Annotated in this window: 26 protein-coding genes and 1 riboswitch; of the genes, 15 read left to right on the top strand and 11 right to left on the bottom strand. The window is 67.6% G+C overall.

The annotated features are described in order from the left end of the window. Window position 1: 1 nt before the first annotated feature. From radC to sfsA, 3 genes are read right to left on the bottom strand one after another with little or no spacing between them, the layout of a single operon-like run. The gene (radC, locus tag P6F26_RS01130; protein WP_278026784.1) at window positions 2-781 is read right to left on the bottom strand and encodes a RadC family protein; all 780 of its coding nucleotides are present in this window, start codon (window positions 779-781) and stop codon (window positions 2-4) included. A gap of 57 nt (window positions 782-838) precedes the next feature. After that, window positions 839-1,648, bottom strand: coding sequence for a type I methionyl aminopeptidase (gene map, locus P6F26_RS01125; protein WP_278026783.1), 810 nt, complete (start codon window positions 1,646-1,648; stop codon window positions 839-841). Window positions 1,649-1,708: 60 nt separating this feature from the next. Next, entirely contained in the window at window positions 1,709-2,449 is a 741-nt protein-coding gene (sfsA, locus tag P6F26_RS01120) for a DNA/RNA nuclease SfsA (RefSeq protein WP_278026782.1), read from the bottom strand. 54 nt (window positions 2,450-2,503) lie between these two features. Between sfsA and P6F26_RS01115 the strand changes: the two genes are divergently transcribed. From P6F26_RS01115 to P6F26_RS01105, 3 genes are read left to right on the top strand one after another with little or no spacing between them, the layout of a single operon-like run. Beyond that, the gene (locus P6F26_RS01115; RefSeq protein WP_278026781.1) at window positions 2,504-3,232 is read left to right on the top strand and encodes a competence/damage-inducible protein A; all 729 of its coding nucleotides are present in this window, start codon (window positions 2,504-2,506) and stop codon (window positions 3,230-3,232) included. Continuing rightward, complete coding sequence (locus P6F26_RS01110; protein ID WP_278026780.1) at window positions 3,229-3,960, top strand: GNAT family N-acetyltransferase; 732 nt, start codon at window positions 3,229-3,231, stop codon at window positions 3,958-3,960. Before P6F26_RS01115 ends, P6F26_RS01110 begins: the two co-directional genes overlap by 4 nt. 16 nt (window positions 3,961-3,976) lie before the next feature. Next, entirely contained in the window at window positions 3,977-4,966 is a 990-nt protein-coding gene (locus P6F26_RS01105) for an OmpA family protein (RefSeq protein WP_278026779.1), read from the top strand. A gap of 13 nt (window positions 4,967-4,979) precedes the next feature. Here P6F26_RS01105 and P6F26_RS01100 read toward each other — a convergent pair whose 3' ends face one another. Continuing rightward, window positions 4,980-5,885: a LysR family transcriptional regulator gene (locus P6F26_RS01100; RefSeq protein ID WP_278026778.1), complete on the bottom strand. Its 906-nt coding sequence runs from the start codon at window positions 5,883-5,885 to the stop codon at window positions 4,980-4,982. 137 nt (window positions 5,886-6,022) lie between these two features. Between P6F26_RS01100 and P6F26_RS01095 the strand changes: the two genes are divergently transcribed. Then, window positions 6,023-6,817 carry a class II aldolase and adducin N-terminal domain-containing protein gene (locus P6F26_RS01095; protein ID WP_278026866.1) on the top strand — a complete coding sequence of 265 codons (795 nt, stop codon included), beginning with the start codon at window positions 6,023-6,025 and terminating at the stop codon, window positions 6,815-6,817. 126 nt (window positions 6,818-6,943) lie between these two features. Here P6F26_RS01095 and P6F26_RS01090 read toward each other — a convergent pair whose 3' ends face one another. Next, on the bottom strand, window positions 6,944-7,774 hold the full coding sequence (locus tag P6F26_RS01090; protein ID WP_278026777.1) for a class I SAM-dependent DNA methyltransferase: 831 nt from the start codon (window positions 7,772-7,774) through the stop codon (window positions 6,944-6,946). 100 nt (window positions 7,775-7,874) lie between these two features. On the opposite strand from P6F26_RS01090, the gene paaI reads away from it, so the two are divergent. From paaI to P6F26_RS01045, 9 genes are all read left to right on the top strand, one after another. Continuing rightward, the gene (paaI, locus tag P6F26_RS01085) at window positions 7,875-8,312 is read left to right on the top strand and encodes a hydroxyphenylacetyl-CoA thioesterase PaaI (protein ID WP_278026776.1); all 438 of its coding nucleotides are present in this window, start codon (window positions 7,875-7,877) and stop codon (window positions 8,310-8,312) included. Further along, the gene (gene paaK, locus P6F26_RS01080) at window positions 8,305-9,615 is read left to right on the top strand and encodes a phenylacetate--CoA ligase PaaK (RefSeq protein WP_278026775.1); all 1,311 of its coding nucleotides are present in this window, start codon (window positions 8,305-8,307) and stop codon (window positions 9,613-9,615) included. Before paaI ends, paaK begins: the two co-directional genes overlap by 8 nt. A gap of 3 nt (window positions 9,616-9,618) precedes the next feature. Next, window positions 9,619-10,203 carry a TetR/AcrR family transcriptional regulator gene (locus P6F26_RS01075; protein WP_278026774.1) on the top strand — a complete coding sequence of 195 codons (585 nt, stop codon included), beginning with the start codon at window positions 9,619-9,621 and terminating at the stop codon, window positions 10,201-10,203. A gap of 120 nt (window positions 10,204-10,323) precedes the next feature. After that, window positions 10,324-11,082, top strand: a complete 759-nt coding sequence (gene mtgA / locus P6F26_RS01070) for a monofunctional biosynthetic peptidoglycan transglycosylase (RefSeq protein ID WP_430736703.1) — start codon at window positions 10,324-10,326, stop codon at window positions 11,080-11,082. A 57-nt stretch (window positions 11,083-11,139) separates the two neighbouring features. Then, entirely contained in the window at window positions 11,140-11,805 is a 666-nt protein-coding gene (gene fzlA, locus P6F26_RS01065) for an FtsZ-binding protein FzlA (RefSeq protein WP_278026773.1), read from the top strand. A 20-nt stretch (window positions 11,806-11,825) separates the two neighbouring features. Next, window positions 11,826-12,833 (top strand): tRNA epoxyqueuosine(34) reductase QueG, encoded by a 1,008-nt coding sequence (queG, locus tag P6F26_RS01060; RefSeq protein ID WP_430736708.1) that lies wholly within the window; start codon window positions 11,826-11,828, stop codon window positions 12,831-12,833. Further along, window positions 12,830-13,696: an SDR family oxidoreductase gene (locus P6F26_RS01055; protein ID WP_278026771.1), complete on the top strand. Its 867-nt coding sequence runs from the start codon at window positions 12,830-12,832 to the stop codon at window positions 13,694-13,696. The genes queG and P6F26_RS01055 overlap by 4 nt, the downstream gene beginning before the upstream one ends. Before the next feature lie 67 nt (window positions 13,697-13,763). Then, a complete protein-coding gene (locus tag P6F26_RS01050; protein ID WP_278026770.1) occupies window positions 13,764-14,252 on the top strand; it encodes a L,D-transpeptidase family protein in 489 nt (162 codons plus the stop codon). A 347-nt stretch (window positions 14,253-14,599) separates the two neighbouring features. Continuing rightward, window positions 14,600-14,782 carry a hypothetical protein gene (locus P6F26_RS01045; protein ID WP_278026769.1) on the top strand — a complete coding sequence of 61 codons (183 nt, stop codon included), beginning with the start codon at window positions 14,600-14,602 and terminating at the stop codon, window positions 14,780-14,782. Window positions 14,783-14,900: 118 nt separating this feature from the next. Here the strand turns inward: P6F26_RS01045 and rlmN are convergent, their stop codons facing one another. Beyond that, the gene (gene rlmN, locus P6F26_RS01040) at window positions 14,901-16,088 is read right to left on the bottom strand and encodes a dual-specificity RNA methyltransferase RlmN (RefSeq protein ID WP_278026768.1); all 1,188 of its coding nucleotides are present in this window, start codon (window positions 16,086-16,088) and stop codon (window positions 14,901-14,903) included. A 62-nt stretch (window positions 16,089-16,150) separates the two neighbouring features. Beyond that, window positions 16,151-16,666: an invasion associated locus B family protein gene (locus P6F26_RS01035; protein ID WP_278026864.1), complete on the bottom strand. Its 516-nt coding sequence runs from the start codon at window positions 16,664-16,666 to the stop codon at window positions 16,151-16,153. Between the two features lie 225 nt (window positions 16,667-16,891). On the opposite strand from P6F26_RS01035, the gene P6F26_RS01030 reads away from it, so the two are divergent. After that, window positions 16,892-17,908: an asparaginase gene (locus tag P6F26_RS01030; RefSeq protein ID WP_278026767.1), complete on the top strand. Its 1,017-nt coding sequence runs from the start codon at window positions 16,892-16,894 to the stop codon at window positions 17,906-17,908. 7 nt (window positions 17,909-17,915) lie between these two features. Here P6F26_RS01030 and P6F26_RS01025 read toward each other — a convergent pair whose 3' ends face one another. The 4 genes from P6F26_RS01025 to P6F26_RS01010 form a co-directional block, all read right to left on the bottom strand. After that, a complete protein-coding gene (locus tag P6F26_RS01025; protein ID WP_278026766.1) occupies window positions 17,916-20,066 on the bottom strand; it encodes an ATP-binding protein in 2,151 nt (716 codons plus the stop codon). A 105-nt stretch (window positions 20,067-20,171) separates the two neighbouring features. Next, the gene (locus P6F26_RS01020) at window positions 20,172-21,347 is read right to left on the bottom strand and encodes an acetyl-CoA C-acyltransferase family protein (RefSeq protein WP_278026765.1); all 1,176 of its coding nucleotides are present in this window, start codon (window positions 21,345-21,347) and stop codon (window positions 20,172-20,174) included. Between the two features lie 107 nt (window positions 21,348-21,454). Further along, window positions 21,455-23,050: a phosphoglycerate dehydrogenase gene (gene serA / locus P6F26_RS01015; protein ID WP_278026764.1), complete on the bottom strand. Its 1,596-nt coding sequence runs from the start codon at window positions 23,048-23,050 to the stop codon at window positions 21,455-21,457. A gap of 78 nt (window positions 23,051-23,128) precedes the next feature. Next, on the bottom strand, window positions 23,129-24,283 hold the full coding sequence (locus P6F26_RS01010; protein WP_278026763.1) for a phosphoserine transaminase: 1,155 nt from the start codon (window positions 24,281-24,283) through the stop codon (window positions 23,129-23,131). 340 nt (window positions 24,284-24,623) lie between these two features. On the opposite strand from P6F26_RS01010, the gene P6F26_RS01005 reads away from it, so the two are divergent. Continuing rightward, window positions 24,624-25,058, top strand: a complete 435-nt coding sequence (locus tag P6F26_RS01005) for a MarR family winged helix-turn-helix transcriptional regulator (protein WP_278026762.1) — start codon at window positions 24,624-24,626, stop codon at window positions 25,056-25,058. 129 nt (window positions 25,059-25,187) lie between these two features. After that, window positions 25,188-25,379, top strand: a riboswitch (cobalamin riboswitch). Window positions 25,380-25,410: the final 31 nt, after the last annotated feature.

The raw sequence follows: 25,410 nt of genomic DNA, 5'->3' as shown, positions 1-25,410 counted from the left end.
CCTAGAGGTGGCCCTCGGCCCGGAAACTCAGGACGCGTGCCTTTCCGATCACGAGATGATCGTGGATCACGAGGCCAAGAACCTCGGCCGCGTCGCGGATTGCATAGGTCATCTCGATGTCCGAACGGCTGGGCGTGGGGTCGCCCGAAGGATGATTGTGCACGAGGATCAGCGCCGACGCGTTCAGCTCCAACGCGCGCTTCACGACCTCCCGGGGATAGACGGGAACGTGGTCCACCGTGCCCTCGGCCTGCGCCTCGTCGGCGATGAGGACGTTCTTGCGGTCGAGATAGAGGACGCGGAACTGCTCGATGTCGCGATGCGCCATCGCGGACTGGCAATAATCCAGAAGCGCGTCCCATGACGACAGGACGGCCTTCTTCAGCACGCGGGCGCGCGCCATGCGGTGGCCCACGGCCTCCATCAGCTTCAGCTCGAAGATCACCTGGTCGCCAACTCCATCGACCTCGCGCAACCGGGCCGGCGCGGCGGCGAGGACGTGGTTCAGGTCGCCAAAGCGCTTGAGAAGCGCCTTGGCGAGCGGCTTGGTGTCACCGCGCCTTATCGCGCGGTAGAGCAGCATTTCCAGAAGCTCGTAATCCGGCACCGCGTCCGCCCCACCGTCGGTGAAGCGTTGCCGCAAGCGCTGACGATGCGCGTGGCGATGCAGCTCGGCACCGGTGGAGGGGCCCGACGCCTGAACTGCCGTTCGCGGAGTGACGGGTTTGCCGGCGAAGGTCGCGGACATGTCGTCGAAGGAAAACGAGGGCTGCCTGGACATGGCCGAAGCTTCGCCCGAAATCATTAACCGAACGTTAGCCGCACGACGCCGGCCGGATCAGTCCCAGGTGGGATGGAAGCGGCCCGCAGGCGACAGCGTGAAGATCTCGCAGCCTGTCGCGGTGACGCCGATGGAATGCTCGAACTGCGCCGAAAGGCTCTTGTCGCGCGTCACGGCCGTCCAGTCATCCGCCAGCACCTTGGTTTCGGGACGGCCAAGGTTCACCATCGGCTCGATCGTGAAGAACATGCCTTCTTCCAGGACCGGGCCGGTTCCGGGCCGTCCGTAATGCAGGACGTTCGGCGGCGCGTGGAACACCTGCCCCAGTCCGTGACCGCAGAAGTCGCGCACCACAGCCATGCGATGCCCCTCGACGAAGGTCTGGATCGCATGGCCGATGTCGCCAAAGGTGTTGCCGGGCCGCACCGCGTCGATACCGATCATCAGGGCGTCGTGCGTCACCTGCACCAGCCGCTCGGCCTTGCGCCCGATCCGGCCGGCCACGAACATCCGGCTGGTGTCTCCGAACCAGCCATCGACGATCACCGTCACGTCGATATTCAGGATATCGCCGTCCTTCAGGACCTTGGCCCCCGGAATTCCATGGCACACGACATGGTTGACCGAGATGCAGCTGGCGTGTTCGTAGCCCCTGTAGCCGATGGTGGCCGAGGTCGCGCCGGCCTCGTCGACCATGCGCTCGATCGCCTCGTCCAGCGCGGCCGTCGTGACGCCGGGCACCACGAGGGAGGCGACGCGGTCGAGGATGTCGGCCGCGACCCGCCCGGCCTTATGCATGCCGGCGAAGTCCTCGGGGCTGTGGATGCGGATGCCGTCCTTGGTGAGGCGGCCTTTGAAGTCGTCCAAAACGTGTCTCCGGGGAGCTTTGTCGCCCGATAAATAGGAACTTTCCGCCACGATTTCCAGTCAGGGCGACCTGACGGGGAGGCGGGTGGCTTGCGGGGCGGGATCTACCGGAAGCGGGCCGGCGAGCGTGATCCCCTCGGCTGTGATCGACGTGCCGTAGCACAGCATCTCGACACCGCTGTCGCGCGCGGCGTCGAAGGCCGCGGCATAGGCCGGATCGAGGTCTGGTGCGAGGCGAAAGCGCGCGCAATCGCTGCGCTGCACGACATAGAGCATGACCGCTCGGCGGCCGGAGGCGGCGACGGCGCGCAACTCGTCGAGGTGCCTTGCGCCCCGCGCGGTCACGCAGTCGGGAAACTCGGCCCAGTCGCCCTCCCGGCGCAGATGCACGTTCTTGACCTCCACCATCGCATCGGGACGGGACGCGCCCTTCAGGAGAAAGTCGATCCGGCTGTTCGCGCCATAGGGCTGCTCGGGCCGGATCGTGTCGTAACCGGCCAGCTCGGCGATGCGCGCCCCGGCCAGCGCCTCGCCCACGATGCGGTTGGGAACGCCGGTGTCGATGCCGGCCATGTGTCCGCCCTCCAGCTCCACCAGGCGCCAGCCGAACTTCAGCTTCTTGCGGGGATCCTCGTTGGGCTCCAGCCAGATTCGCGCGCCCGAGGAAGCAAGGCCCATCATGCTGCCCGGATTGGGGCAATGAACGGTGACGGTGGTGCCGTCCGTCAGTTCGGCATCGGCCAGGAACCGCTTGTAGCGGCGAAGCAGCCTTGCAGGCACAAGCGGCGTTTGAAAGCGCATGGACCCGCCCCTATACCGGGACGGACCGGAATGCCAAGGGACGGAAACCGCGCAATGGAAAATCCAACCGCCGCAATGCTCGTGATCGGGGACGAGATCCTGTCGGGGCGAACGCGCGACGCCAACATGCACCACCTTGCGCGCGCGCTGACCGATCACGGCATCCGCCTTTCGGAGGTCCGCATCGTCCCCGACGAACACGACCGGATCGTCGAGGGCGTCCGTGCGCTGAAGGCCTTGTTCGATCACGTCTTCACGTCGGGCGGCATCGGTCCCACGCACGACGACATCACGGCCGACGCCGTGGCCGAGGCGCTGGAGGTTCCGCTTGGCGTCCGCGACGACGCGCGCGCGATCCTGCAGGCGCATTACGACCGCAGCGGCCAAGAGCTGAACGAGGCGCGGCTGCGCATGGCGCGCATTCCCGAAGGCGCGACCCTAATCGACAACCCGGTTTCGGCGGCGCCCGGCTTTTCCCTCGACAACGTCCACGTCATGGCGGGCGTCCCATCGATCTTCGAGGCGATGCTTGCAGGCCTCCTGCCGACGCTCACCGGCGGCGCGCCGGTCCTGTCGCAATCGCTTCGCGTCGTGCGCGGAGAGGGCGACATCGCCTCGGCGCTCGGTGATCTCGCGCGGGCGCATCCCGAGGTCTCCATCGGCTCCTACCCGTTCATCAGGGACGGGGTGCACGGCTCGAACATCGTGGTCCGCGGGCAAGATGGCGCGGCCGTCGACCGGGTCATGAGCGAACTTGCCCGCCTGTTCCCGGAAGCGAAATGACCACCATTGCGGTCGCACTCGCGGATGCCATCGCCGCGACCTGGCCGCCCGCCGCGACCTCCAGGGTGGGCCGCTTCAGCCGCGCGCAAGGCGCGGGCGGCGGCAACCGCGTGTCCGCCGCGCGGCTGACCGACACGTCCGGCACGGGCGAAGGCATCGGGCCCGACGATATACAGGCGGTGTCCGCCGCCCAGTCCGCATCGGGCCAGACGCCGCTTTTCATGGTCTTCGACTGGCAAGCGCCGCTCGACGAAGCACTCGAGGCCGAGGGCTACAGGGTGCGCGACGCCACCGACATGCTCTGCGCCGAGACGGGCGCGATCGCCGCGGCCCCGCCGCCGGTCTGCTGCTTCGACATCTGGCCGCCCCTTGCCGTGCAGGAGGACATCTGGGCCGCGGGCGGCATAGGACCCGCACGGCTCGCCATCATGCACCGCGCGAGGGGCCGCAGGACCTCGATCTTCGGGCGGATCGGCGACAGGCCCGCCGGAACCGCCTTCGTCGCGCTCGACGGCGAGATCGCGATGCTCCACGCGTTGGAGATCGCGGCGTCATCCCGGCGCAGGGGCCTCGCGCGCACCATGGTCCAGGCCGCCGCCGATTGGGGGGGCCGCCAGGGCGCGCACCGTTTCGCCGCCCTCGTGACGCAGGAAAACGCGGCCGCGCAGCGGCTCTATGCCTCGATGGGCATGGAGGCGGCGGGGCGCTATCATTACCGTGCAAAATGAAGGCCTTGTCTCAACCATGACGGGATGCCAACGCCCCTCGACGCCCGTAGTCCTGCTGGCGCTCCTTCCCTGGTTCGCCTCGGCCGGGCTCGCTCTCGCCTTCGAGCTCGATCTGCCACCGGACGCCGAGCTTGCGGGGTCCGGCGCGCGGACGCAGGGCCGGCACGAGATCGCCGTCGGTCCATGGCGCGTCGGATCCGTGCCGATCCGCGAAATCGCGGGCATGGTGCAAAGGGCGACATGGCGGATCCGGTTGTCCCCGGGGGCGGAAACCGTGGATGCGCTCGCCGGCGCGCTCGAGGCCCAGCTCGAGGCCCAGGGCTTCGAGATCGCCTTCTCCTGCGCCGACACCGCCTGCGGCGGCTTCGATTTCCGGCATCGGCTCGACATGGGCCGCAGTCCCGAGATGTATGTCGACCTCGGCAACTTCCGCTACGTTTCGGCGCTGGATGACGATGGCGCGGAGGCCGTCGCCATCACCGTGTCGCGCGGCGGCGAAACGCTGCATGTGCACGCCGTGCATGTGGGCGACGGCGCCGATGCCCCGGACTGGACCACGCCCCCGGCCGACGCGCCAGCGCGCACGGATCGGCCTCGGACAGAACCGCCCGCGGTTCCCCAGGCCGGCCTTTCGATCGTCGAACGGCTTCTCCGCGACGGCAGCGCGGCGCTTGACGACCTGACGTTCGGCACCGGCGCGTCGGAGCTTTCGGACAGCGGCTACGCCTCGCTCAGGACGCTGGCAGGGTTCCTGTCCGAGGACGCCGCGCGCCGCGTCGTTCTGGTCGGCCATACGGATTCGGAAGGCGGACGCGACAGCAACATCGCGCTGAGCGAGGCCCGCGCCGACGCGGTCCGGCGCTACCTCGTGGACCGTCTCGGCGTCGATCCGGCGCAGGTTGAGGCCGCAGGCATCGGCTATCTCGCGCCACGGGCCACGAATGCAACCGAAGAGGGCCGCGAAGCCAATCGGCGTGTCGAGGTGGTGGTGCTGGGCGGCGGCTGACCGGAGGCCGCGCCTACCAGTCCTCGGGCCCCTTGTCGCGGAAGCTGTCGACGAGAAAATCGATGAAGGACCGCACCTTGGGCTGGATGAAGCGTCCCGGCGGATAGACCGCGTAGATGCCAAGAACCTCGAAGGGAAGATCGGGGATCGCGTCCTCCAGAAGGCCTTCGCGCATCGCCTCGGCGTAAAGGAAACTGGGCAGGTAGGCGATCCCGAGGCCGCCGATCGCGGCATTCAGAAGGGATTGACCATCATTGACCGTCAGCCAGCCCCCGGTGCGCACCTGGCGCTGTTCGCCCGAGGGGGCGGTGATCTTCCAGGCGTTGCTGGAGGATGCGTTGGAATAATGCAGCAGCTTGTGATCGTTCAGGTCGTCGATCCGCGCCGGCCGGCCATAGGTCTGGAAATAGGCGGGCGAACCGATCATGCGCTTGTGCGTCTCGCAGATCTTGCGCGCCCGAAGGCTCGAATCCTCGAGTTCTCCCACCCGGATCGCCATGTCGAACCCTTCCGAGATCAGCTCGACGTAGCGGTTGTTCAGCTCCATGTTCACCGTGATGTCGGGATACTGGTGCAGGAACCTCCCGAGGATGGGCGAGACGTGATTGACCCCGAAATCGGTCGCGATCGACACGCGCAGCGTCCCCGACGGGGCCGATTGCATCGCCGTCACCAGCGCGTCGGCTTCTCCGGCGTCGTTCAGGACCCTGCGGGCGCGGTCGTAGTAGGCCAGACCGATCTCCGTGGGACTGACCCGCCGGGTCGTCCGGTTGAGAAGGCGGGCGCCGAGACGCGCCTCCAGGCTCGAGACGTGCTTCGAGACCGCAGACTTCGAAATGCCCAGCTTCTTCGCAGCATCCGTGAAGCCGCCCTGGTCGACGACCGTGGCGAAAGCTTCCATTTCAGTCAAACGATCCATCGACGTTCCCGCATCGTGCAGTTCCACTCGCCGCCCAACCTCGTTCCGAAATGCGGCGCCATTGGGGTCAGCCGTTGTCCAAAGCCGGGAATTTGCGCGGATCGTTCGTGTCGGCGCAACAGAACCTGCATGGCGCAATGCCCTTGCGGCAGCAACCCGTGCCGGTAGTCTGCGTCTCGGCCCCGCAACACGAAAGGAAACGCCGCATGGACCATGCACGACAGCGCGCCGATCTCGCGGCGGCCTTCCGCTGGACGGCGCGCGAGAACATGCACGAGGGCGTCGCCAACCACTTCTCGCTCGCCGTGAACGATGACGGCACGCGGTTCCTGATCAATCCGCGCAAGCACTTCAGCCGCATCCGCGCCTCCGATCTCTGGGTGATCGACGCCGACGACCCGGAAAGCGCGCAGGGTGCGGATGCGCCCGACCCCACGGCCTGGGGGCTTCACGCAAGCCTGCACCGCCATGTTCCCCATGCCCGCTGCGCGATGCACGTCCATTCCACCTACGCGACCGTGCTCGCCTGCCTCGCCGACAGCCGCCTGCCCCCGATCGACCAATCCTCGGCGATCTTCCACAACCGTCAGGTCGTCGACGAGAACTACGGCGGCCTCGCCCTTGAGGAGGAAGGCACCCGCTGCGCCCGCCTGTTCCAGGATCCCTCCGTCCGGACCATGATCATGGGCAACCACGGCGTCCTCTTCATCGGAGAGACCGTGGCCGAGACCTTCATGCGTCTCTATTACTTCGAACGCGCGGCGCGCACCTACGTCCTCGCCCTCCAGACCGGGCGCCCCCTGCGCGAGCTGTCTCCCGAGATCGCCGAACTGACCGCCCGCCAGCAAGAGGGCGACACGGCGGCCGAAGCGGATTTCCTCGGCGGCCTGCGCGAGGTCCTCGACGCCGAAGGCGCGGACTACGCATCCTGACGGGGCCCGGCGAGGCGCTTCATCCTTGCGAAAAACTCCGGGGGACGCGCCGCAGGCGCGGGGGGCGGAGCCCCTTGACCCGAGCGCAGCGAGACAGGTGACGTGCGGGGAACCCGCTCCGCTGCCTTAGGCCTCCCCGCCGGTCCGCCGCATCACGATCAGCCGGTACTCGTGTACCCGCGCGAAGCTCTCCGACCGGCCGGTCTTGCGGCCGAGCTTGTCGAGCGTCCGCCCGAACAGCTTGTCCAGCGCCCAGGCCCGCCACGGATACTCGCGCCGCAACTCGTCGCGAAACCGCCTGACGAACGGAGCAACCTTCTCGTTCTTGATATGCTCGTGGATGACGAAGGTCGGCGTGATCGCCTGCGTCATGTCCTCGTCCGACAGGATCTCGAAGGCGCCCTGGCGCGCGACCTCCTCCAGGAACGCCGCGTGCGTGCCGCGGGTGCCGTCGCGATGCTCGTGCCCCGCGCGCCGGAAATAGTCGAAGATCACGACGCCCTTGCCGGCATAGCGGGCGGCCTGGCGCAGGGCGGGCGCCAGCTCGATGTAGTGGAAGCTCTCGGCGAACAGGCAGAGGTCGAAGCGGTCGCCGCTCTCGAAAGTCTCGAAATAGGCGTCCGTCACTGCCGTGCCCTCGGGCAGCTTCGCGCGCGCCATCTCGTTCATCTGCGAGGACGGCGAGACGCAGGCCACATCGAAGCCGCGCTCGATCAGCGCGCGGGCGTTGGCCCCCGTGCCCGACCCCACGTCGAGGATACGCCCCACGCCACCAGGCACGGTCCCGATCGCCTCGACCAGCTTTTCCAGGTAGGCTTGCTGCGCTGCGCCGACGGCCTGCGCGGACAGGACCTCCGGGGCGCCGTCGGGAAAGTATCCATAATGCGCGTAACCATGCCCGAACATCACCTCGGACATGAGCGCGGTCGCATCGAGTTCGACTGATTTCAGTTTCATGGCGCTGCCAATAGACGAGGGGCGGGGTCGCGCCAAGCCCTCAACAGACTTGACCGCTCGGTCGGCTTTGCAACAAGCTGTCCGGCAGGGGAGGGCCGCCATGACGCCAGAGGAACGCGCGCGCCGCTCGGCCGAGGCCATGTGGGCGGACGACCATGCGTCGAAATGGGTCGGGATGCGGCTCGACGCGGTCGGGCCGGGCCATGCGCGCCTGTCGCTTCAGGTGCGGGACGAGCACCTGAACGGTCACGGCATCTGCCATGGCGGTGTCATCTTCACGCTGGCCGACAGCGCCTTCGCCTTCGCCTGCAACTCGCACAACCGCGTGGCCGTCGCCCAGCACAACTCGATCAGCTACCTCAGCCCCGGCCGCGGCGGCGAGACCCTGGTGGCCGAGGCGCGCGAGGTCTCGCTGACGGGCCGCTCGGGCCTGACGGACGTGACCGTGACCGGCGGCGACGGCCGCGTCGTGGCGATGTTCCGCGGCGCGTCCCGGCAGATCGCTGGCGTTCATTTCGAGGAGGACGGCGATGCGTGACCTCGCACCGGACAGGGGCGACCTCGATCCCATCGAGATCGCCAGCCGCGACGAGATCGCGGCCCTCCAGCTCGACCGCCTGCGCTGGTCGCTGCGCCACGCCTACGACAACGTCCCGCATTACCGGCGGGCCTTCGACGCGCAGGGCGTGCACCCCGGCGACCTGACGGACCTGTCGGACCTTTCGAAATTCCCTTTCACCACGAAGCAGGACCTGCGCGACAACTATCCGTTCGGCATGTTCGCCGTCCCCCGCGAGCAGGTCGCGCGCGTCCATGCCTCCTCGGGGACCACGGGCAGGCCGACCGTCGTGGGCTACACCGCGCGGGACGTGGACACATGGGCGGCCGTCGTGGCCCGCTCGATGCGCGCCGCGGGCACCCGGCCCGGCGACATCGTCCATGTCGCCTATGGCTACGGTCTATTCACCGGCGGGCTCGGCGCGCATTACGGGGCCGAGAAGCTCGGCTGCACCGTCATTCCCGTCTCGGGCGGCATGACGCCGCGGCAGGTGCAGCTGATCGAGGATTTCGGCGCCTCTACCATCATGGTCACGCCGTCCTACGCGCTGTCCATCCTCGACGAATACCGCGCGCAGGGGCGCGACCCCCGGCAAAGCCCGCTTCAGGTCGGCATCTTCGGCGCCGAGCCCTGGACCAACGCGATGCGCCACGAAGTCGAGCAGGCATTCGACATGCACGCCGTCGACATCTACGGCCTCTCCGAGGTCATCGGTCCCGGCGTCGCCAGCGAATGCGTCGAGGCGAAAGACGGACTGCACGTCTGGGAGGATCACTTCTACCCCGAGGTCGTCGACCCCGAGACCGGCAAGGTGCTGCCCGACGGCGAGATCGGCGAACTGGTCTTCACCTCGCTCACCAAGGAGGCGTTCCCGATCGTCCGCTACCGCACCCGCGACCTGACGCGGCTTCTGCCCGGCACCGCCAGGTCGATGCGGCGGATGGAGAAGGTCACGGGCCGCTCCGACGACATGATCATCCTGCGCGGCGTCAACGTCTTTCCCACCCAGATCGAGGAACAGCTGATGGCGATCGAAGGCCTTGGCCCGCACTTCCAGATCGAACTGGCGAGGGAGGGGCGGATGGACACCATGATCGTCCATGTCGAGGCGGCGGAAGGGCCGATGGGATCGGAGGTGCTGGACCACGCGGCGCGGGCGCTTCGGCGGCGCATAAAGGAGCGCATCGGCCTGAGCGTCGAGATCGCCGCCCATGGCTCGGGCGGCGTGCCGCGCAGCGAGGGCAAGGCCGTGCGCATCGTGGACAAGCGGACGAAGGACTGAGCGATGCCGAGGGGCCTTGCCCGCGACCATGCCGCCAAACGCGACGCGATCCGCCATGGCGCGGCGGCGCATTTCGCCGCGCTCGGCTACGACCGCGCGTCAATGGCCTCGGTGGCGACCGCCTGCGGCGTGTCCAAGGCGTTGATCTACCATTACTACGACAGCAAGGAGGCGTTGCTGGTCGACATCCTTCAGGATCACCTGTCGCGCCTGCTGGACGCGATCCTCGAGGCGGGGCAGGACGGAACGGCGAAGGAGCGGCTGCGCGACACGATCCGCGCAATCCTGCTGCAATACGAGGATGCCGACGACGCCCACATGGTGCAGCTCGACGCGCTCGACACGTTGCCCGAGGCGATGCGCCAGCCACTCGTGGCCATGATGCGCGAAATGGTGAGCCAGCTGGGCGAGCGTCTGGACGCGGCCTCGCCCGAGGGCCTTGGCGACCGCCGCCGCGCCATCACCATGAGCGTCTTCGGAATGCTCAACTGGTTCTACACATGGCACCGTCCCGGCCGCTGGCCGGGGCGCGAGGACTACGCCGATCTCGTGACCGACCTCGTGGCGGGGGGGCTTGGCGGCCTGTGACCCGCGAACCCTTCCGGCCAGATCCGCGCGGCGCGCGCATCGGGCGGGGTTCAGGCGGGCGCCGGAAACGGGTAGGGTGGCCGCAAAAGGCGAGACCGCGTTCGAGGCGGGCGGGCAGGCATGGCGAAGACAGGAAAACGGAACGGCCGGGCCAGGCGGGCGCCGGCAAGGACCGGCCGCACGGCGCGCCGGCCGTCGACGCTGCGCGCATGGATGGGGCGGGTGCGGCGCTGGGTCCTGCGCGGCGTGCTTGGCCTATGCGTTTTCGTGCTGGTCTGGGTCGCCGCCTACGCCGTCCTGCCGGTGCCGACGACGCCCTACATTCTGTCCGAGCGCCTCCGGCTTGGCGGCGTGGAACATGACTGGGTTCCGATCGAGGACATCTCGATCCACCTGCAACGCGCCGCCGTCGCCGCCGAGGACGCCGATTTCTGTCTGCACTGGGGTTTCGACATGCGCGCGATCCGTGCCGCGATCGAGGCCGGCGCAGCGCGCGGGGGCTCCACCATCAGTCAGCAGACGGTCAAGAACGCCTTTCTCTGGCACGGGCGTTCCTGGGTGAGAAAGGCGCTCGAGGCCGCGATCACCCCGTTGATGGAGGCTCTCTGGCCGAAGCGGCGCATCCTCGAGGTCTATCTCAACATCGCCGAATTCGGCGAGGGCGTCTTCGGCGCCGAAGCTGCGGCGCGGCACCATTTCGGGGTCCCGGCCGCGGATCTGTCGGAAACGCAGGCCGCGCGCCTTGCGGCGGTCCTGCCCGCGCCGCAGGCCCGTTCGGCCAGCAGCCCCTCGGACTTCGTGCAGCGCCGCGCGGCGGCCATACGCGACGGAGCGGCAACGATTCGCGCCGATGGGCGGGACGATTGCTTTGCGAATTGAATTTTTCCAGCCGGACGGGCATGTAGTCCGGCAACCCAAGGACGCCGTCGAGCTGTCATGACCCGCCTCTACCACTTCGCCCTGTCCCCGTTCTGCCGCAAGGTCCGTCTGGTCCTCGCGGAGAAGAAGATCGACGTGGAGCTGATCGACGAGAAATACTGGGAGCCATCGACCGAATTCCTGCGCCGCAACCCGGCCGGCAAGGTTCCGGTCCTGAAGATCGACGGCCTGACCCTGTCGGATTCCAACGCGATCTGCGAATACATCGAGGAAACGCGGCCCGATCCGGCGCTGATGCCGTCCGATCCCAAGGCCCGCGTCGAGGTCCGGCGTCTCGTCGCGTGGTTCGACGACAAGTTCCACCACGAGGTGACGCGGAACCTCGTCTACGAGCGCGTCAACAAGAAGGTGATGCGCGCGGGCTATCCCGACGGCCGTGCGGTGAAGACCGGGGCCAACGCGATCAAGTTCCACCTGCGATACATGGAGTGGCTTCTGGATCACCGCCGTTGGCTTGCCGGCGACCGCATGACGATGGCCGACTTCGCGGCGGCGGCGCATATCAGCTGCCTCGACTACATTTCTGACGTGGACTGGACCGCGAGCCCGGTGGTCAAGGACTGGTATGCCACGATGAAGTCGCGCCCGGCCTTCCGGTCGGTCCTGTCCGACCACATCTCGGGCTTCGCACAGCCACCGCACTACGCGAACCTCGACTTTTGACCGGCCTCAAGCACGATCTCATGGCCGAGGCCCGCGCCGCGGGCTTCGTGAAGATGGGCGTATGCCGTCCCGACGCGATCCCCGAAGCCGCCGGGAGGCTGGCGCGGTTCGTCGGGGACGGGCGGCACGGCCAGATGGCGTGGATGGAAGAGCGCATGGCCTGGCGCGGCGATCCCGCCGCCCTCTGGCCCGAGGCGCGTTCGGTCGTGATGCTCGCCGAAGCCTACACCCCCGAGGAGGATCCGATGGCGACCCTCGCGCAGCCCGAAAAGGCCACGATCAGTGTCTATGCGCGGAACAGGGACTATCACGACCTGGTCAAGAAGCGCCTGAAACGCGTTGGCCGGTGGCTTCTGGACCGCTGTCCGGGCGAGGGGATCAAGGTCTTCGTGGACACGGCCCCTGTCATGGAAAAGCCGCTGGCTGCGGCCGCCGGCCTCGGCTGGCAGGGCAAGCACACCAACCTGCTGGGACGGGACATCGGCAACTGGGTGTTCCTCGGCGCGATCTTCACCACGGTGGACCTCGAGCCCGACGCGCCCGAGACGGATCACTGCGGAAGCTGCCGCGCCTGCCTCGACATCTGTCCGACGGATGCCTTTCCGGCGCCCTACCGGCTGGATGCGCGGCGCTGCATTTCCTACCTCACGATCGAGCACAAGGGACCCGTCGATCCCGCGCTGCGCCCTGCGCTCGGCAACCGGATCTACGGCTGCGACGACTGCCTCGCGGTGTGCCCGTGGAACAAGTTCGCGGTCACGGCCTCCGAGGCGCGCTACGCGGCGCGCGACGACCTGAAGGCGCCGGACCTCGCAGAGCTGGCCGGCCTGGACGACGCGGCATTCCGCACAAGGTTCTCCGGCAGCCCGATCAAGCGGATTGGCCGCGACCGCTTTGTTCGCAACGTGCTGTATGCAATAGGCAATTCTGGTTCGGAGCGGCTCTTGCCGGTGGCGGCGGGGCTGGAAGGCGATCCTGACGAAACGGTGTCTGACGCGGCCAGATGGGCAACGGAGAGACTGCGATGAGGCTGCTGATCTTCGGCATGGGCTACACCGCGCGCGCGCTTGTGCAGGCATGGCCCGAGGACTGGCCGCGCGACATCGTGGCCACGACGCGCACGCGAGAGAAGGCGGAGGCCCTTGCGCGCGAGGGGATCGCGGCACGCGTCTTCCCCGGCGAAGACCTTGCCCGTGACCTTTCCAAGGCCACACACGTCCTGGCGACGGCCGGACCGGCCGAGGGACGCGATCCGGTGCTCGCCCATCTTCGCGAAGCGTTCTCCAAGGCCGCGCCGGACCTGCAGTGGGTGGGCTACCTCTCGACCACTGGCGTCTACGGCGACCACGGCGGTGGCTGGGTGGACGAGGATACGCCCCTGACCCCCTCGACCGAACGCGGGCGCGCCCGGGTCGCCGCCGAGGGCGAATGGCGCGCACTTTGGCGCGATCACGGCCTGCCGCTTCACGTCTTCCGGCTTGCGGGCATCTACGGGCCGGGGCGCGGGCCTTTCGAGAAGGTGCGCAACGGAACCGCACGGCGGATCGTGAAGCCCGGCCAGGTCTTCAGCCGCTGCCACGTGGAGGACATCGCGCAGGTCCTGCTCGCCTCGATGCGGCGGCCAGACCCCGGCGCGATCTACAACATCTGCGACGACGACCCGGCGCCGCCGCAGGACGTCATCGCACATGCCGCCAGACTTCTGGGCCTTCCGGTCCCGCCGGAGGTGCCGTTCGAAAAGGCCGACCTCGGGCCGATGGCGCGCAGCTTCTACGCCGAGAGCAAGCGCGTGCGGAACGACCGCATCAAGCGGGAGCTTGGCGTCACGCTGCGCTATCCCGACTACCGCGCGGGCCTGGCGCAGCTTCTTTCCGCCGAAACGGAAGAATGATCCTCCCCGACGGACGCGAAAACGTGTAACGATCTGCGAAAGAACAACACGCTCGAGGCTGCAGATCATGAAATCTCTCGCGCTGGTCGCCGCCCTGGCGATCCTGCTCGCCGGACCGGGGTGTTCCCGGTTCATCGAGTATGACGGTCCCGAAGTGACGCGGGTCGAGGTGTTCAAGTCCAGCCGGACCATGGTTCTGTGGCATCACGACGAGGTGCTCGAAGCCTTCGAGATCGAACTCGGCTTCGCGCCCGAGGGTCACAAGGCTCAGGAGGGCGACGGGCGCACGCCCGAGGGCGATTACATCGTCGATCGGCGCAATCCCAACAGCGAATACTACCTGTCGATCGGCATCAACTATCCCGACGCGGACGACATCGCCGCGGCCGAGGAAGCTGGCGTCGATCCCGGCGGCGACATCTTCATTCACGGCACGCCGCGCGCCTTCCGTGCGACCGATGACTGGACCGCTGGCTGCATCGCGGTGTCGGACAGGGAAATGCGCCGGATCTACGCGATGGTGCAGGACGGTACGCCGATCGGCATCTTCCCCTGAGTCGCGTCGGCGGAGGATTGCTCACGGCGTGTCGCGCTGCGGGATGGCGTGACCACGACCCCCTGGAATCAGCCCCGCGAACCGCTGCCGAAGTGCGGCGAAACCCCATGTTTCAAGGGCCTGATCGAAGTTTTGGGCGTCTTGTGCAGGGTGTCGGAACCATGCAGTCAGACACCGCGCGGCGAGTGTTGCCAATTTGACGACAGGCGGCATTTCGTGCGGCGCAGAAAATCGCGCTGGCATTGCATTTACGGCCCGTTGCTGTTTAAAGATTCCCACGAGGTACAGTCTTGGGTGCCCTTAACCTGTGCATGTTGCACAAAACGGGGCGTATCTTGGAGGATATTATGAAGAAACTCGCTCTCGCTGCCGCTCTGTCGGTCGTCGCAACCGGCGCATTTGCCGGCGGCATGGTCGAACCGATGGTCGAGCCCGTGGTCGTTGTCGAAGACACGTCCAGCTCGGCTGGCGGGATCCTGGTGCCGGTTCTGGCCCTGATCCTGATCGCTGCGGCAATCCACCACAACTGATCCAACCGGATCAGTCGGAACGGAAAAGGCGGTTCGCGATGCGGACCGTCTTTTCTGTTGTCTTTTCCGTTGTGCGAACGGCGGTTTCCGAAGCTTCTTCCAGCGACCGGCGCCGCCTTCAGCCTTGCAGGCCGGTCTCCGCCGCGATCCGGGCGCGCGACTTGCGCTCGCGTTCCGTGGCCGACTTGAGCTGGCCGCAGGCCGCCATGATGTCCTCGCCGCGCGGCGTCCTGATCGGGCTTGCATAACCGGCCTTGTAGACGATGTCGGCGAACCGCTCGATCCGGGACCAGTCCGAACGCTCGTACGGGGCCCCGGGCCATTCGTTGAACGGGATCAGGTTGATCTTGGCCGGAATGCCCGCGATCAGCTTCACCAGCCGCCGCGCGTCGTCGTCGGTGTCGTTGATGCCCTTCAACATCACGTATTCGAAGGTGATCCGCTCGGAATTCGACGCCTTCGGATAGGCTTTCAGCGCCTCCAGAAGCGTCGAGATCGGCCAGCGCTTGTTGATCGGAACCAGCTTGTCGCGCACCTCGTCGGTGGTCGCATGGAACGACACGGCCAACATGCAGCCGATCTCGTCCGCGCACCGGGCGATCTCGGGCACGACACCCGAGGTCGACAAGGTGATCCGGCGCCGCGAGATCGCGATACCCTCTCCGTCCATCGCGATGCGCATCGCGTCGCGCACGTTCTCGAAATTATAGAGCGGCTCGCCCATCCCCATCAGGACGATGTTGGAAATGAGCCGCGGACGTTCACCCGAACCCTCTCCGGGCCTGACCCATTCATCCAGATCGTCGCGGGCCACCATGACCTGGCCGACGATCTCGCCGGCGCTGAGGTTGCGCACCAGTTTCTGGGTGCCGGTATGGCAGAACGAGCAGGTGAGCGTGCAGCCCACCTGGCTGGAAATGCAAAGCGTGCCGCGATCGGCCTCGGGAATGTAGACGACCTCCACCTCGTGGCCGCCGGCGATCCGCATCAGATACTTGCGCGTCCCGTCCAGCGAGACCTGCTTCGACACGACCTCGGGCACGCGGATCTCGAATCGCGCTGCGAGCTCGGCGCGATAGGCCTTGGCGAGGTTGGTCATCGAGGCGAAGTCGCGCACGCCCTTCTGGTAGATCCACTGCCAGATCTGGTCGACACGCATCCGCGCCTGTTTCTCGGGCGTTCCCGCCTCGATCAGGGCGTCGCGCAGACCGTCGCGGGTCAGCCCCACGAGGTTGACACGGTCGCCCTCGGGCGACTTGCGCGGAATGGTCAGCACGTCCTGCGTGATCGGGGCGTTTGCGGTCATGTCGTCTGTCCTCGGAGGCATCCGGGTCAGATAAGGCCTGCAAGGCTGCAAGGCAAACCCTGTCAGCCGCTGCAGCGTGCCTCGGCATCCTCGACCGCGGCGGTGAAGCCCAGAAGCGAGATGGTGTCGCGCGTCGTGGTCCCGCGCGTGGACACGCCGGTCACGACGGCATCGACGCCGCGCTTCATGGCCGCGATCAGGCGAGCGTCCTCTTCGGCCGAGGCCGACCACGCGAACCCGACCCGGCCACCGTCCACGTCCCGGTTTTCGGTGTAGAACTCGAATGTGTCGCTGCCGATCTCGACCGTTACGACAAGGCCGTCGGGGTAGGGATAGCCCCCGGTGAAGGACACTTCGCCCATGCGGTCCTGTCCGGGCCAGAAACTGACGAACATCAGGATGTCGCCGCGGTTCACCTCGACCTGGGTTCCGTCGCGGAGGTTCACCGTCTCCGTCGGCTGCGAAACCACCCAGCACTGCGTGGGATCGTCCTCGACGAACACGCTCCAGTCGGTGTCCGCGCTGACGCGGTTGGTGCTTTCCTCCTGCGCCAGGCCCATGCCGCCGAAAGCGATCATGCTCACAGCAGCAAGAATGCCTGTGATCGAAGTCTTCCTCAACACGTGAGCCTCCAGCCGATTTTCTGCCTCTGGAACCCGGCGCGCTTATGGTTCAGGACTGTGCACGCGCAGGGAATTACCGCCCGGAACCATAGGGGATCATGCACCCCAGCGGAAGTCCCGATGGCGGAAAATCGCCTGCGCCACCCGGATGGGAACGGCAAGGCACGAACGGAGGAAACGATGCGAACCGATATCGACGCGACCGAGATTCTGCACGTGATCCGAGGGCCCATGGTCGAGTCCTCGCATCGCGGGCACGTCGCGGTCTGGCATCATGACGACGGCCTCGTGGCCAGCTTCGGCGACCCGGGCCTGCGCACCTTTCCGCGCAGCGCGGTGAAGATGATCCAGGCGCTGCCCCTGGTGGAAAGCGGCGCGGCGGATGCCGCCGGGCTGTCGTCGGCCCAACTGGCGCTGGCCTGCGCCTCGCACCGGGGCATGGCGATCCATACCGACATGGTCCTGTCGTGGCTGTCGTCGATCGGGCGCTCGGAGGCCGATCTGCGCTGCGGCGCGCACTGGCCCTACGACGACGAGGCGATGCGCGACCTCGTCCGCGCGGGCGGTTCGCCCGCCCAGCGGCACAACAACTGCTCGGGCAAGCACACGGGCTTTCTCACGCTGGCAAGACATCTCGAGGCCGGGCCGGAATACCTCGAGATCGACCACCCGGTGCAGCGTGCGGTGCGGTCCGCTCTCGAAGAATTGTCCGGCGAGACCTGCGACGAGTACGGGATCGACGGATGCTCGGCGCCGAACTTCGTGATGACGCTTTCGGGATTCGCCCGCGCGCTTTCGGCCTTTGCGGCCGCATCCGATATCGGCGGCCGCCGGGGCGAGGCGATGGCGCGGCTGACCGGGGCCATGATGGCGCATCCCGAATACGTCGCCGGCGAGGGGCAGGCCTGCACCCGCCTGATGCGCGCGATGGAAGGCCGCGCCGCGATCAAGACCGGCGCCGAGGGCGTCTTTGCCGCGATCGTTCCGGAGAAACGGCTGGGCATCGCCGTCAAGATCGAGGACGGCGCGACGCGCGCCTCCGAGGCCGCGATCGCGCGTCTACTGGTGGGCGCCGGCGTCCTCGACCCCGAACACCCGGACGCGCGGGCGCTGATGCACGGGCCGACCCTGAACCGCCGCGGCATCGAAACCGGGCACTTCGAACTCGCGTCCCCGCTTGCCGGTTGGCGTCTCTGAGGCGGCGTCACGCGCCGCATGTCGCCGAGAATGCCGCGATGCACTCGACAAGGCCCGACTTCTTCAGCGGCTTGGTGAGATAATCGTCCATCCCCGCGGCGAGGAACCGCTCGCGATCGCCCGACACGGCGTGGGCGGTCATCGCGATGATCGGGGCGCGGGGAAGGCCCGTCCCGGCCTCGTGCGCCCGGATCAGGGACGTCGCCTCGATCCCGTCCATTCCGGGCATCGAGATGTCGGTGAACACGAGGTCGGGCGGCGCCTGCCTGTAGGCCTCCACGAGGTCGGCGCCGTTGTCGACAATCCGAAGGTCGAGGTCGAGGCCCTTGAGCATGGTGCGGAAGACAAGCTGGTTGGTCCGGTTGTCCTCGGCCGCCAGAAGCGAGAGGCGCCGCAGGGGACGCCCGCCTGACGGGCTGGAATCGCACGCGCCTTGGGCGACGGCGGACAAGGCCCTTGCGGGCTGGGACAGAACCTCGGCGAGCTGCGCTGCGCCCCGAGGCAGGACGAGCGGCAAAAGACCGGGCGCCGGCGCTTCGCCCGGCTCGCAAAGATGAAAACAATCCGCCGGGCCGCCAAGGTCGCGCAGCCGCGCCTGCACGGCTGCCGATCCCGCGGCGTCGTGCAGGAGGATGACGATGTCGCCCTGCGCGGGCAGGTCCGCCTCCACGAGGCGCGGCGTGGCCCGGACGCGACAGCCTAGATGCGCGAGCATCACGATGAGGTCGTGGGCCCGCTCGGAGAAGACGGGGCCGACAAGGCGGCATTCGCGTCGCTCGTCCGGCAGCCTCGGCAATTCGCCGGCCTCGCGCGGGGCCTCGGCGAGGGTGATGTCGAAGGTGAAGGCCGAGCCCTTTCCCGGCGCGGATTTCAGGCGGATCTCCCCGCCCATCAAATCGATCAGGCGGCGCGTGATCGCGAGGCCGAGGCCGGTGCCATCGTACCTGCGGTTTGTCTGGTCCTCGGCCTGGTTGAACTCGCCGAAGACATGGGTCTGAAGTTCGGGCGCGATGCCGATGCCCGTGTCCGTCACCGAGATGCGAAGCGGAACCGTGCCACCCGCAGCACCGCGCTCGGCCCTGACCGAAACCTCGACATGCCCTGTCTCGGTGAACTTCACCGCGTTGCCGACGAGGTTGAACAGGACCTGCCGGATGCGTCCGCAATCGCCGATCAGCCTGTCGGGCAGGTCGAGATCGAGGTCCAGCCTGAGGTCGATATCGCGCCCCTCCAACCCAGGATGCAGAAGGCCGAAGACCTCGAGGATCACGGTCAGGAGATCGAATTCGCCGGTGTGCAGCTGCAGCTTTCCCGCCTCGATCTTGGAGTAGTCGAGGATGTCCTTGATGATCTCCAGAAGCGCCTCGCCCGAGCGGCGCATCGTGTCCGCATAAAGCTTCTGGTCGGCGCTCAGGGCCGTCTCGCCCAGAAGTTCGGCCATCGAGACGATGCCGGTCATCGGCGTGCGGATCTCGTGGCTCATGTTGGCGAGGAAGGCGGACTTGGCGCGGCTGGCGGCGAGGGCGGCGTCGCGCGCCTCGCGCAGTTCCTGCTCGCGGTCGATCATCGAGGTGATGTCGAGGCTGAGGCAGACGGTATCGCCGTGCGGCGTCCGGGTGTCGACCAGTCGTATGAACGTCCCGTTCCATAGCCGGATCTCCGCGCGGGGAATGACCTCCTCCTCCCAGCGGGCGAGCATCCGGTCCAGCCAGTCGTCGGGATCGGCGCCTTCGAGGTCGACCACCCCCTCGTCGGCAGCGATCCTGAGGATCGCCTCGTAACCGGCGCCGGGCGCGACATCGGTGATCCCCTCGAACGGCGCGAGCCATGCGGGATTGGCGACCACGAGGCGGCTGTCGCGGTCGAAGATGGCGAACCCGTCCTCGGCCGCGGTCAGCGCGTCCCAAAGCCGCCGCTCGGCGCGCGCGGCGCGGTCGGTGGCGATCCGAAGCTCGGCGGCGACCTGGCTGGTGCGTCCCTTGAGGGCCGCGTTCTCCTCGCGCTGCTCGATGACCTGGTGGGACAGGGCATGGGCATGTTCGGCCAGCTTGCGGTTGGCCGAATACAGCTCTTCCGAGCGGAGGGCGAGCAGGCGCTCGGCCTGCAGACGGGCGCGTCGCTCCTGCGCCAGCCTTGCGTCGAACCCGCTCGTACCCATTTCCGGCCCATCTCCGGCGTCGCGATCAACCTTCGGACAACGCAGGCGACCATGCGCCCATCGCGTTGAAGATCGGGTTAACCGCGCAGGCCGGGGGGCCTTGCGTCAGATCCGCTCGATGGCGAGCGCGATGCCCTGCCCGCCTCCGATGCACATGGTGATCAGGCCATACTTGCCGCCCGTCCGCTCCAGTTCGTAAAGCGCCTTGACGGTGATGATCGCGCCCGTGGCGCCGACCGGATGGCCCAGCGCGATGGCACCGCCATTGGGGTTTACGCGCGCGGGGTCGAGCCCAAGGCCCTTGTTCACGGCAAGCGCCTGCGCGGCGAAGGCCTCGTTCGATTCGATCACGTCGAAATCGTCGATGGAAAGGCCGGTCTTCTCCATCAGGTTCCGGACCGCGGGCACCGGGCCGATCCCCATGACCTCGGGACGGACACCCGCATGGGCATAGCCGATGATCCGCGCGCGCGGTTGCAGGCCCGCCTGCTCGGCCGCGTCGGCGCGCGCGAGGACCAGCGCGGCCGCCCCGTCGTTGATGCCGCTGGCATTGCCGGCGGTGACGGTGCCGTCCTTCTTGAACACCGTCTTCAGCCCGCCCAGCGCCTCGGCGTTGGTGGCCTTGGGGTGCTCGTCGGTGTCGAAGGCCATGATCTCGCGCTTCACTCTCACCTCGACCGGCACGATCTGGTCGCGGAACCGCCCTTCGGCGATGGCGCGCGCGGCGCGTTCCTGGCTTTCGAGCGCGAAGGCGTCCTGCGCCTCGCGGCCGATCTGGTGTTCGTCGGCCACGTTCTCGGCGGTCACGCCCATGTGCCCCGTGCCGAAGGGGCAGTGCAGCGCGCCGATCATCATGTCGAGCGCGCGCACGTCGCCCATTTTCTGGCCGAAACGCACCTCGGGGAGAATGTGGGGCCCGCGGCTCATGCTCTCGGCCCCGCCCGCGAGCGCGAAATCCGCGTCGCCCAGCGCAAGCGACTGCACGATCGAGACGATGGCCTGCGCCCCGGACCCGCAAAGGCGGTTCACGTTCATCGCGGGCGTCGTGTCCGGGATGCCCGCGTCGAGTGCTGCGACCCGGCTGAGATACATGTCGCGCGGCTCGGTGTTGATGACGTGGCCGTAGGCGACCTGGCCGATCCGGGCGCCCTCCACGCCGGCGCGCTCGAGCGCGGCCTTCGCCACCGTCGCGCCAAGCTGGATCGGCGGCACGCCGGCCAGCGATCCGCCGAAGGTTCCGATAGCCGTCCTGGCGCCGGACAGGATGACGACGTCGTCCATGGTGCTTCCTCCCGTGAAAGTCGGCCCCATTGAGCCCGAAGCCCCGGCGCGCGTCCAGAGCGACGTGGCGTTCGGACGGCCCGCCGGAACGGGCCGCCCGTCTCGCGTCAGGCCGCGTCGAACTGCAGGGGGCGGACCTGCTGGAAGAGGCCGGTCGCGGTCAGTTTCTCGAGCACGTGCGCGGGCGGCTGTTCGTCGAGATAGAGCAGCGCGATGGCTTCTCCGTCCCGGACCGAGCGGCCGAGCGTGAAGTTGGCGATGTTCACCCCGTTGGTCCCGAGCGTCTGGCCCAGCGTGCCGATGATGCCCGGCACGTCCTTGTTCGTGGTGTAGAGCATGTGCGCCCCGATCTCGGCGTCGATGTTGATGCCCTTGATCTGGATGAAGCGCGGCTTGCCGTCCGAGAACACCGTGCCGGCGATGGACCGGGTCTTGTGCGGCGTCTTGACCACGAGGCGGATGTAGCCGTCGAAGACGCCGGTCTTGTCCTGGGTGGTGGTTGAAAGCTCGATCCCCCGCTCACGCGCGACGACGGGCGCCGAGACCATGTTCACGTCGGGGTTTGCGGGCTTCATGACGCCTGCGATCGCCGCACAGTTCAGCGCGTTGAGGTTCATGTCCCTGGCGACGCCGTTGTAGACGATCTCGATCTCGTCGATCGCCTCTTCGGTCAGCTGGCCCACGAAGGCGCCGAGATGCTCGGCGAGCTTCAGCCACGGACCCATGATCCGCGCCTCCTCGGCGGTGACGGACGGCATGTTGAGCGCGTTCGTCACGGCGCCGGTCAGAAGGTAGTCGGACATCTGCTCGGCGACCTGCAGGGCGACGTTTTCCTGCGCCTCGGTCGTGGCGGCGCCGAGATGCGGCGTGACGACGACGTTGGGAAGGTTGAAAAGCGGGTTCTCCGTCGCCGGCTCCTCCTTGAAGACGTCGAAGGCGGCGCCCGCCACATGGCCTGACCCGATCAGCTCGGCCAGCGCAGCCTCGTCCACGAGACCGCCGCGCGCGCAGTTGATGATGCGCACGCCCTTCTTCGTCTTCGCGAGGTTCTCGGCCGACAGGATGTTCGCCGTCTTCTCGGTGAAGGGGACGTGCAGCGTGATGAAGTCGGCGCGGGCGAGAAGTTCGTCGAGTTCGACCTTGGTCACGCCCATCTGGGTCGCGCGCTCCTCCGAGAGGAAGGGGTCGTAGGCGGCGACCTTCATCTTCAGACCGAGCGCGCGGTTGCAGACGATCGAGCCGATGTTGCCCGCGCCGATCACGCCCAGCGTCTTGCCTGTAAGCTCCACGCCCATGAAGCGGGACTTCTCCCACTTGCCGGCATGGGTCGAGGTGTTGGCCTCGGGGATCTGGCGGGCGACGGCGAACATCATCGCGATGGCGTGTTCGGCCGTGGTTATGGAGTTTCCGAAGGGCGTGTTCATCACGATGATGCCCTTCTTGGACGCCTCGGGAATGTCCACGTTGTCGACGCCGATGCCGGCGCGGCCGATCACCTTGAGATTGGTCGCGGCGGCGATGATCTTCTCCGTGACCTTGGTGGCCGAGCGGATGGCGAGACCATCGTAGTCACCGATCACCGACAGGAGCTTGTCCTTGTCCTTGCCGATGGAGGGGTCGAACGTGACGTCGATGCCGCGGTCGCGGAAGATCTGGACGGCGGTTTCGGAGAGCTTGTCGGATACGAGAACCTTGGGGGCCATGGGGGCGCTCCTTGCTTGCGGACCGGCCGCGTCGGGGCAGACCGGGTCATGCGTATTTGAAGAAAGATGAAGGGGGGATCAGGCCGCTCGGGCCTGGTCCTCGATCTCCGCGTGGAAGGCCCAGTCGAGCCATGGCAGCATCGCCTCGATATCCGAGGTCTCGACGGTGGCGCCGCACCAGATGCGCAGGCCGGCCGGCGCGTCGCGGTAGGCGCCCACGTCGAGCGCCACGCCCTCGGCCTCGAGCCGCTTCTGCACCGCCTTGGCGAAGGCGGCGCCGTCCGCGATGCGCGGGTCGGTGAACTTCAGGCAGACCGACGTGTTGGAGCGGGTGGCGGGATCGACGGCGAGGTTCGCGATCCAGTCGCGCGTCTCGCAGAAGTCGAAGATCGCGCGGGCGTTGGCGTCGGCACGCGCCATCAGGGCCGGCAGACCGCCGATCTCCCGCGCCCAGTCGAGCGCGAGCAGGTAGTCCTCGACCGCGAGCATGGAGGGGGTGTTGATCGTCTCGCCGACGAAGATGCCTTCGATCAGCTTTCCGCCCTTGGTCATGCGGAAGATCTTCGGCAGGGGCCAGGGGGGCGTGTAGCCTTCGAGGCGTTCGACGGCGCGGGGGCCGAGGATGAGCATTCCGTGCGCGGCCTCCCCACCCATAACCTTTTGCCAGGAGAAAGTGGTTACGTCGAGCTTGTCCCACGGCAGGTCCTGCGCGAAAGCGGCGGAGGTCGCGTCGCAGATCGTCAGGCCGCCGCGGTCGGCGGGGATCGCATCCCCGTTCGGCACGCGAACGCCGCTGGTGGTGCCGTTCCAGGTGAAGACGACGTCGGTGTCGAAGTCGATCGTGGCCAGATCGACGATCTCGCCGTAGTCGGCCGTCCGGATCTGGGCGTCGAGCTTGAGCTGCTTGACCGCGTCCGTCACCCAGCCGGTGCCGAAGCTTTCCCAGGCGACCATGGTGCAGGGCCGGGCGCCAAGCATCGACCACATAGCCATTTCGACGGCGCCGGTGTCGGAGGCGGGGACGATACCGATGCGGTAGTCGTCGGGCACCCCGAGGATCGAGCGCGTGGCGTCGATCGCGGCCTTGAGCTTGGCCTTGCCGATCGCCGCACGGTGCGAGCGGCCCAGCGCAGCGCCCGAAAGCCTGTCGACGGAGAATGCGGGAGGTTTGGCGCAAGGGCCGGAAGAGAAACGCGGATTGGCCGGCCGCGTCGCCGGTTGGTTGAGTGCCATCTCTGGATACCCTCTCAGATATTCGCCCCTCGTTGGGGAGGGGTGTCCCACCGGCGCTCATACGCGGCGCGCGGAGGTCCGGCAAGCCGCAAAAGACGCATCGAGCGTCGCATTCGGATCGACGGGGGTGATCGACGTTCACGATTGGAAACACGCGGCGCCGGCGCGGAAGCGATCCGCCGGAAGGGCACGCGCATGTCGGACAAATGCGCGTATCAGGCGTCTCCAGGGAGGCGAGCGGCCGCCCGCTCGGGTGGATCCGGACATTCCTCTTGCACGAATAGAGATCACGGCGCTAAACTGGAAGGCGATCAGCCCTGCTTTGAAAGGATTGCGGCGCGTGAAAGACCAGGCCCAATCCCTCGCCTTCGATCTCAGCGCATTCCTTCCGTTCCAGATGTCGGTCATCGCCAGTCGCGTGTTCCAGCGCGTGATGGAGGATGCGGGTCTGCAGGTGCCGGAATGGCGGATCATGATGGCGCTGCCGTCGAGCCAGCCCTGTTCCTCGCAGGATCTCTGCGTCCTTACGGCGATGGATGCCGCGCGCGTCAGCCGTGCCCAGCGGCGGCTGGAGGACCTGAACCTCATTTCCGTGATTCGCGACAAGGACGACCGGCGGCGCCTGGTCGTGCGCCTTTCGGCGAAGGGGATCACGGAGGTCCTGCGCCTGAAGACCGCCGCGCGTGACGCAGAAAACGACCTTCTGGACGCGCTTGGCCCCGAGGACCGCTCGCAGCTGAAGACGGCGATCGGCGCGATCTACGAACAGATCTGAGCGCCGGGCCGCGCGGCCCTCGCCATGTCCTGCCCCTGCCTGACCTTCCATCGGTCGAACCGCCTGCGGCCATTTCGCACCACGCCGCGCAGCGTCCATGCCGGGCCTTGTCCGACTCGGGCCGAGGGCGTAACGATTTCCTACTTCGGTCCGGTCGTCTTCGGGCGACCGGTGAAAAGGGAACGCGGTGCAAATCCGCGACTGCCCCCGCAACTGTAAGCGGCGAGCGCAACCGGCACATGCCACTGGGGACAACCCGGGAAGGCCCGGATCGCGCAACGACCCGCAAGTCAGGAGACCTGCCGGAGCGATCACCCTGTCCGGGCGCGGTGGGCGTCATGGGCAACGGACC

The organism is Roseicyclus salinarum (assembly GCF_029624655.1).
In the GTDB taxonomy this organism is placed as follows: Bacteria; Pseudomonadota; Alphaproteobacteria; order Rhodobacterales; family Rhodobacteraceae; genus Roseibacterium; species Roseibacterium salinarum.
The sequence above is the reverse complement of the archived record's forward strand: the minus strand, read 5'-3'. Positions and strand labels throughout refer to the sequence as shown.

Bases quoted from the DNA above. Each gene is read 5' to 3' on its own strand.
- P6F26_RS01055 (WP_278026771.1), top strand. From the start codon at position 12,830: ATGAGGCTGCTGATCTTCGGCATGGGCTACACCGCGCGCGCGCTTGTG.
- P6F26_RS01020 (WP_278026765.1), bottom strand. From the start codon at position 21,347: ATGGACGACGTCGTCATCCTGTCCGGCGCCAGGACGGCTATCGGAACC.
- queG (WP_430736708.1), top strand. From the start codon at position 11,826: ATGGCCGAGGCCCGCGCCGCGGGCTTCGTGAAGATGGGCGTATGCCGT.
- P6F26_RS01050 (WP_278026770.1), top strand. From the start codon at position 13,764: ATGAAATCTCTCGCGCTGGTCGCCGCCCTGGCGATCCTGCTCGCCGGA.
- P6F26_RS01025 (WP_278026766.1), bottom strand. From the start codon at position 20,066: ATGGGTACGAGCGGGTTCGACGCAAGGCTGGCGCAGGAGCGACGCGCC.
- P6F26_RS01115 (WP_278026781.1), top strand. From the start codon at position 2,504: ATGGAAAATCCAACCGCCGCAATGCTCGTGATCGGGGACGAGATCCTG.
- fzlA (WP_278026773.1), top strand. From the start codon at position 11,140: ATGACCCGCCTCTACCACTTCGCCCTGTCCCCGTTCTGCCGCAAGGTC.
- P6F26_RS01095 (WP_278026866.1), top strand. From the start codon at position 6,023: ATGCCCTTGCGGCAGCAACCCGTGCCGGTAGTCTGCGTCTCGGCCCCG.
- mtgA (WP_430736703.1), top strand. From the start codon at position 10,324: ATGGCGAAGACAGGAAAACGGAACGGCCGGGCCAGGCGGGCGCCGGCA.
- paaI (WP_278026776.1), top strand. From the start codon at position 7,875: ATGACGCCAGAGGAACGCGCGCGCCGCTCGGCCGAGGCCATGTGGGCG.
- P6F26_RS01030 (WP_278026767.1), top strand. From the start codon at position 16,892: ATGCGAACCGATATCGACGCGACCGAGATTCTGCACGTGATCCGAGGG.
- sfsA (WP_278026782.1), bottom strand. From the start codon at position 2,449: ATGCGCTTTCAAACGCCGCTTGTGCCTGCAAGGCTGCTTCGCCGCTAC.
- serA (WP_278026764.1), bottom strand. From the start codon at position 23,050: ATGGCCCCCAAGGTTCTCGTATCCGACAAGCTCTCCGAAACCGCCGTC.
- P6F26_RS01105 (WP_278026779.1), top strand. From the start codon at position 3,977: ATGACGGGATGCCAACGCCCCTCGACGCCCGTAGTCCTGCTGGCGCTC.
- P6F26_RS01010 (WP_278026763.1), bottom strand. From the start codon at position 24,283: ATGGCACTCAACCAACCGGCGACGCGGCCGGCCAATCCGCGTTTCTCT.
- P6F26_RS01035 (WP_278026864.1), bottom strand. From the start codon at position 16,666: ATGATCGCTTTCGGCGGCATGGGCCTGGCGCAGGAGGAAAGCACCAAC.
- P6F26_RS01075 (WP_278026774.1), top strand. From the start codon at position 9,619: ATGCCGAGGGGCCTTGCCCGCGACCATGCCGCCAAACGCGACGCGATC.
- P6F26_RS01100 (WP_278026778.1), bottom strand. From the start codon at position 5,885: ATGGATCGTTTGACTGAAATGGAAGCTTTCGCCACGGTCGTCGACCAG.
- rlmN (WP_278026768.1), bottom strand. From the start codon at position 16,088: ATGACCGCAAACGCCCCGATCACGCAGGACGTGCTGACCATTCCGCGC.
- P6F26_RS01110 (WP_278026780.1), top strand. From the start codon at position 3,229: ATGACCACCATTGCGGTCGCACTCGCGGATGCCATCGCCGCGACCTGG.
- radC (WP_278026784.1), bottom strand. From the start codon at position 781: ATGTCCAGGCAGCCCTCGTTTTCCTTCGACGACATGTCCGCGACCTTC.
- paaK (WP_278026775.1), top strand. From the start codon at position 8,305: ATGCGTGACCTCGCACCGGACAGGGGCGACCTCGATCCCATCGAGATC.
- P6F26_RS01045 (WP_278026769.1), top strand. From the start codon at position 14,600: ATGAAGAAACTCGCTCTCGCTGCCGCTCTGTCGGTCGTCGCAACCGGC.
- P6F26_RS01090 (WP_278026777.1), bottom strand. From the start codon at position 7,774: ATGAAACTGAAATCAGTCGAACTCGATGCGACCGCGCTCATGTCCGAG.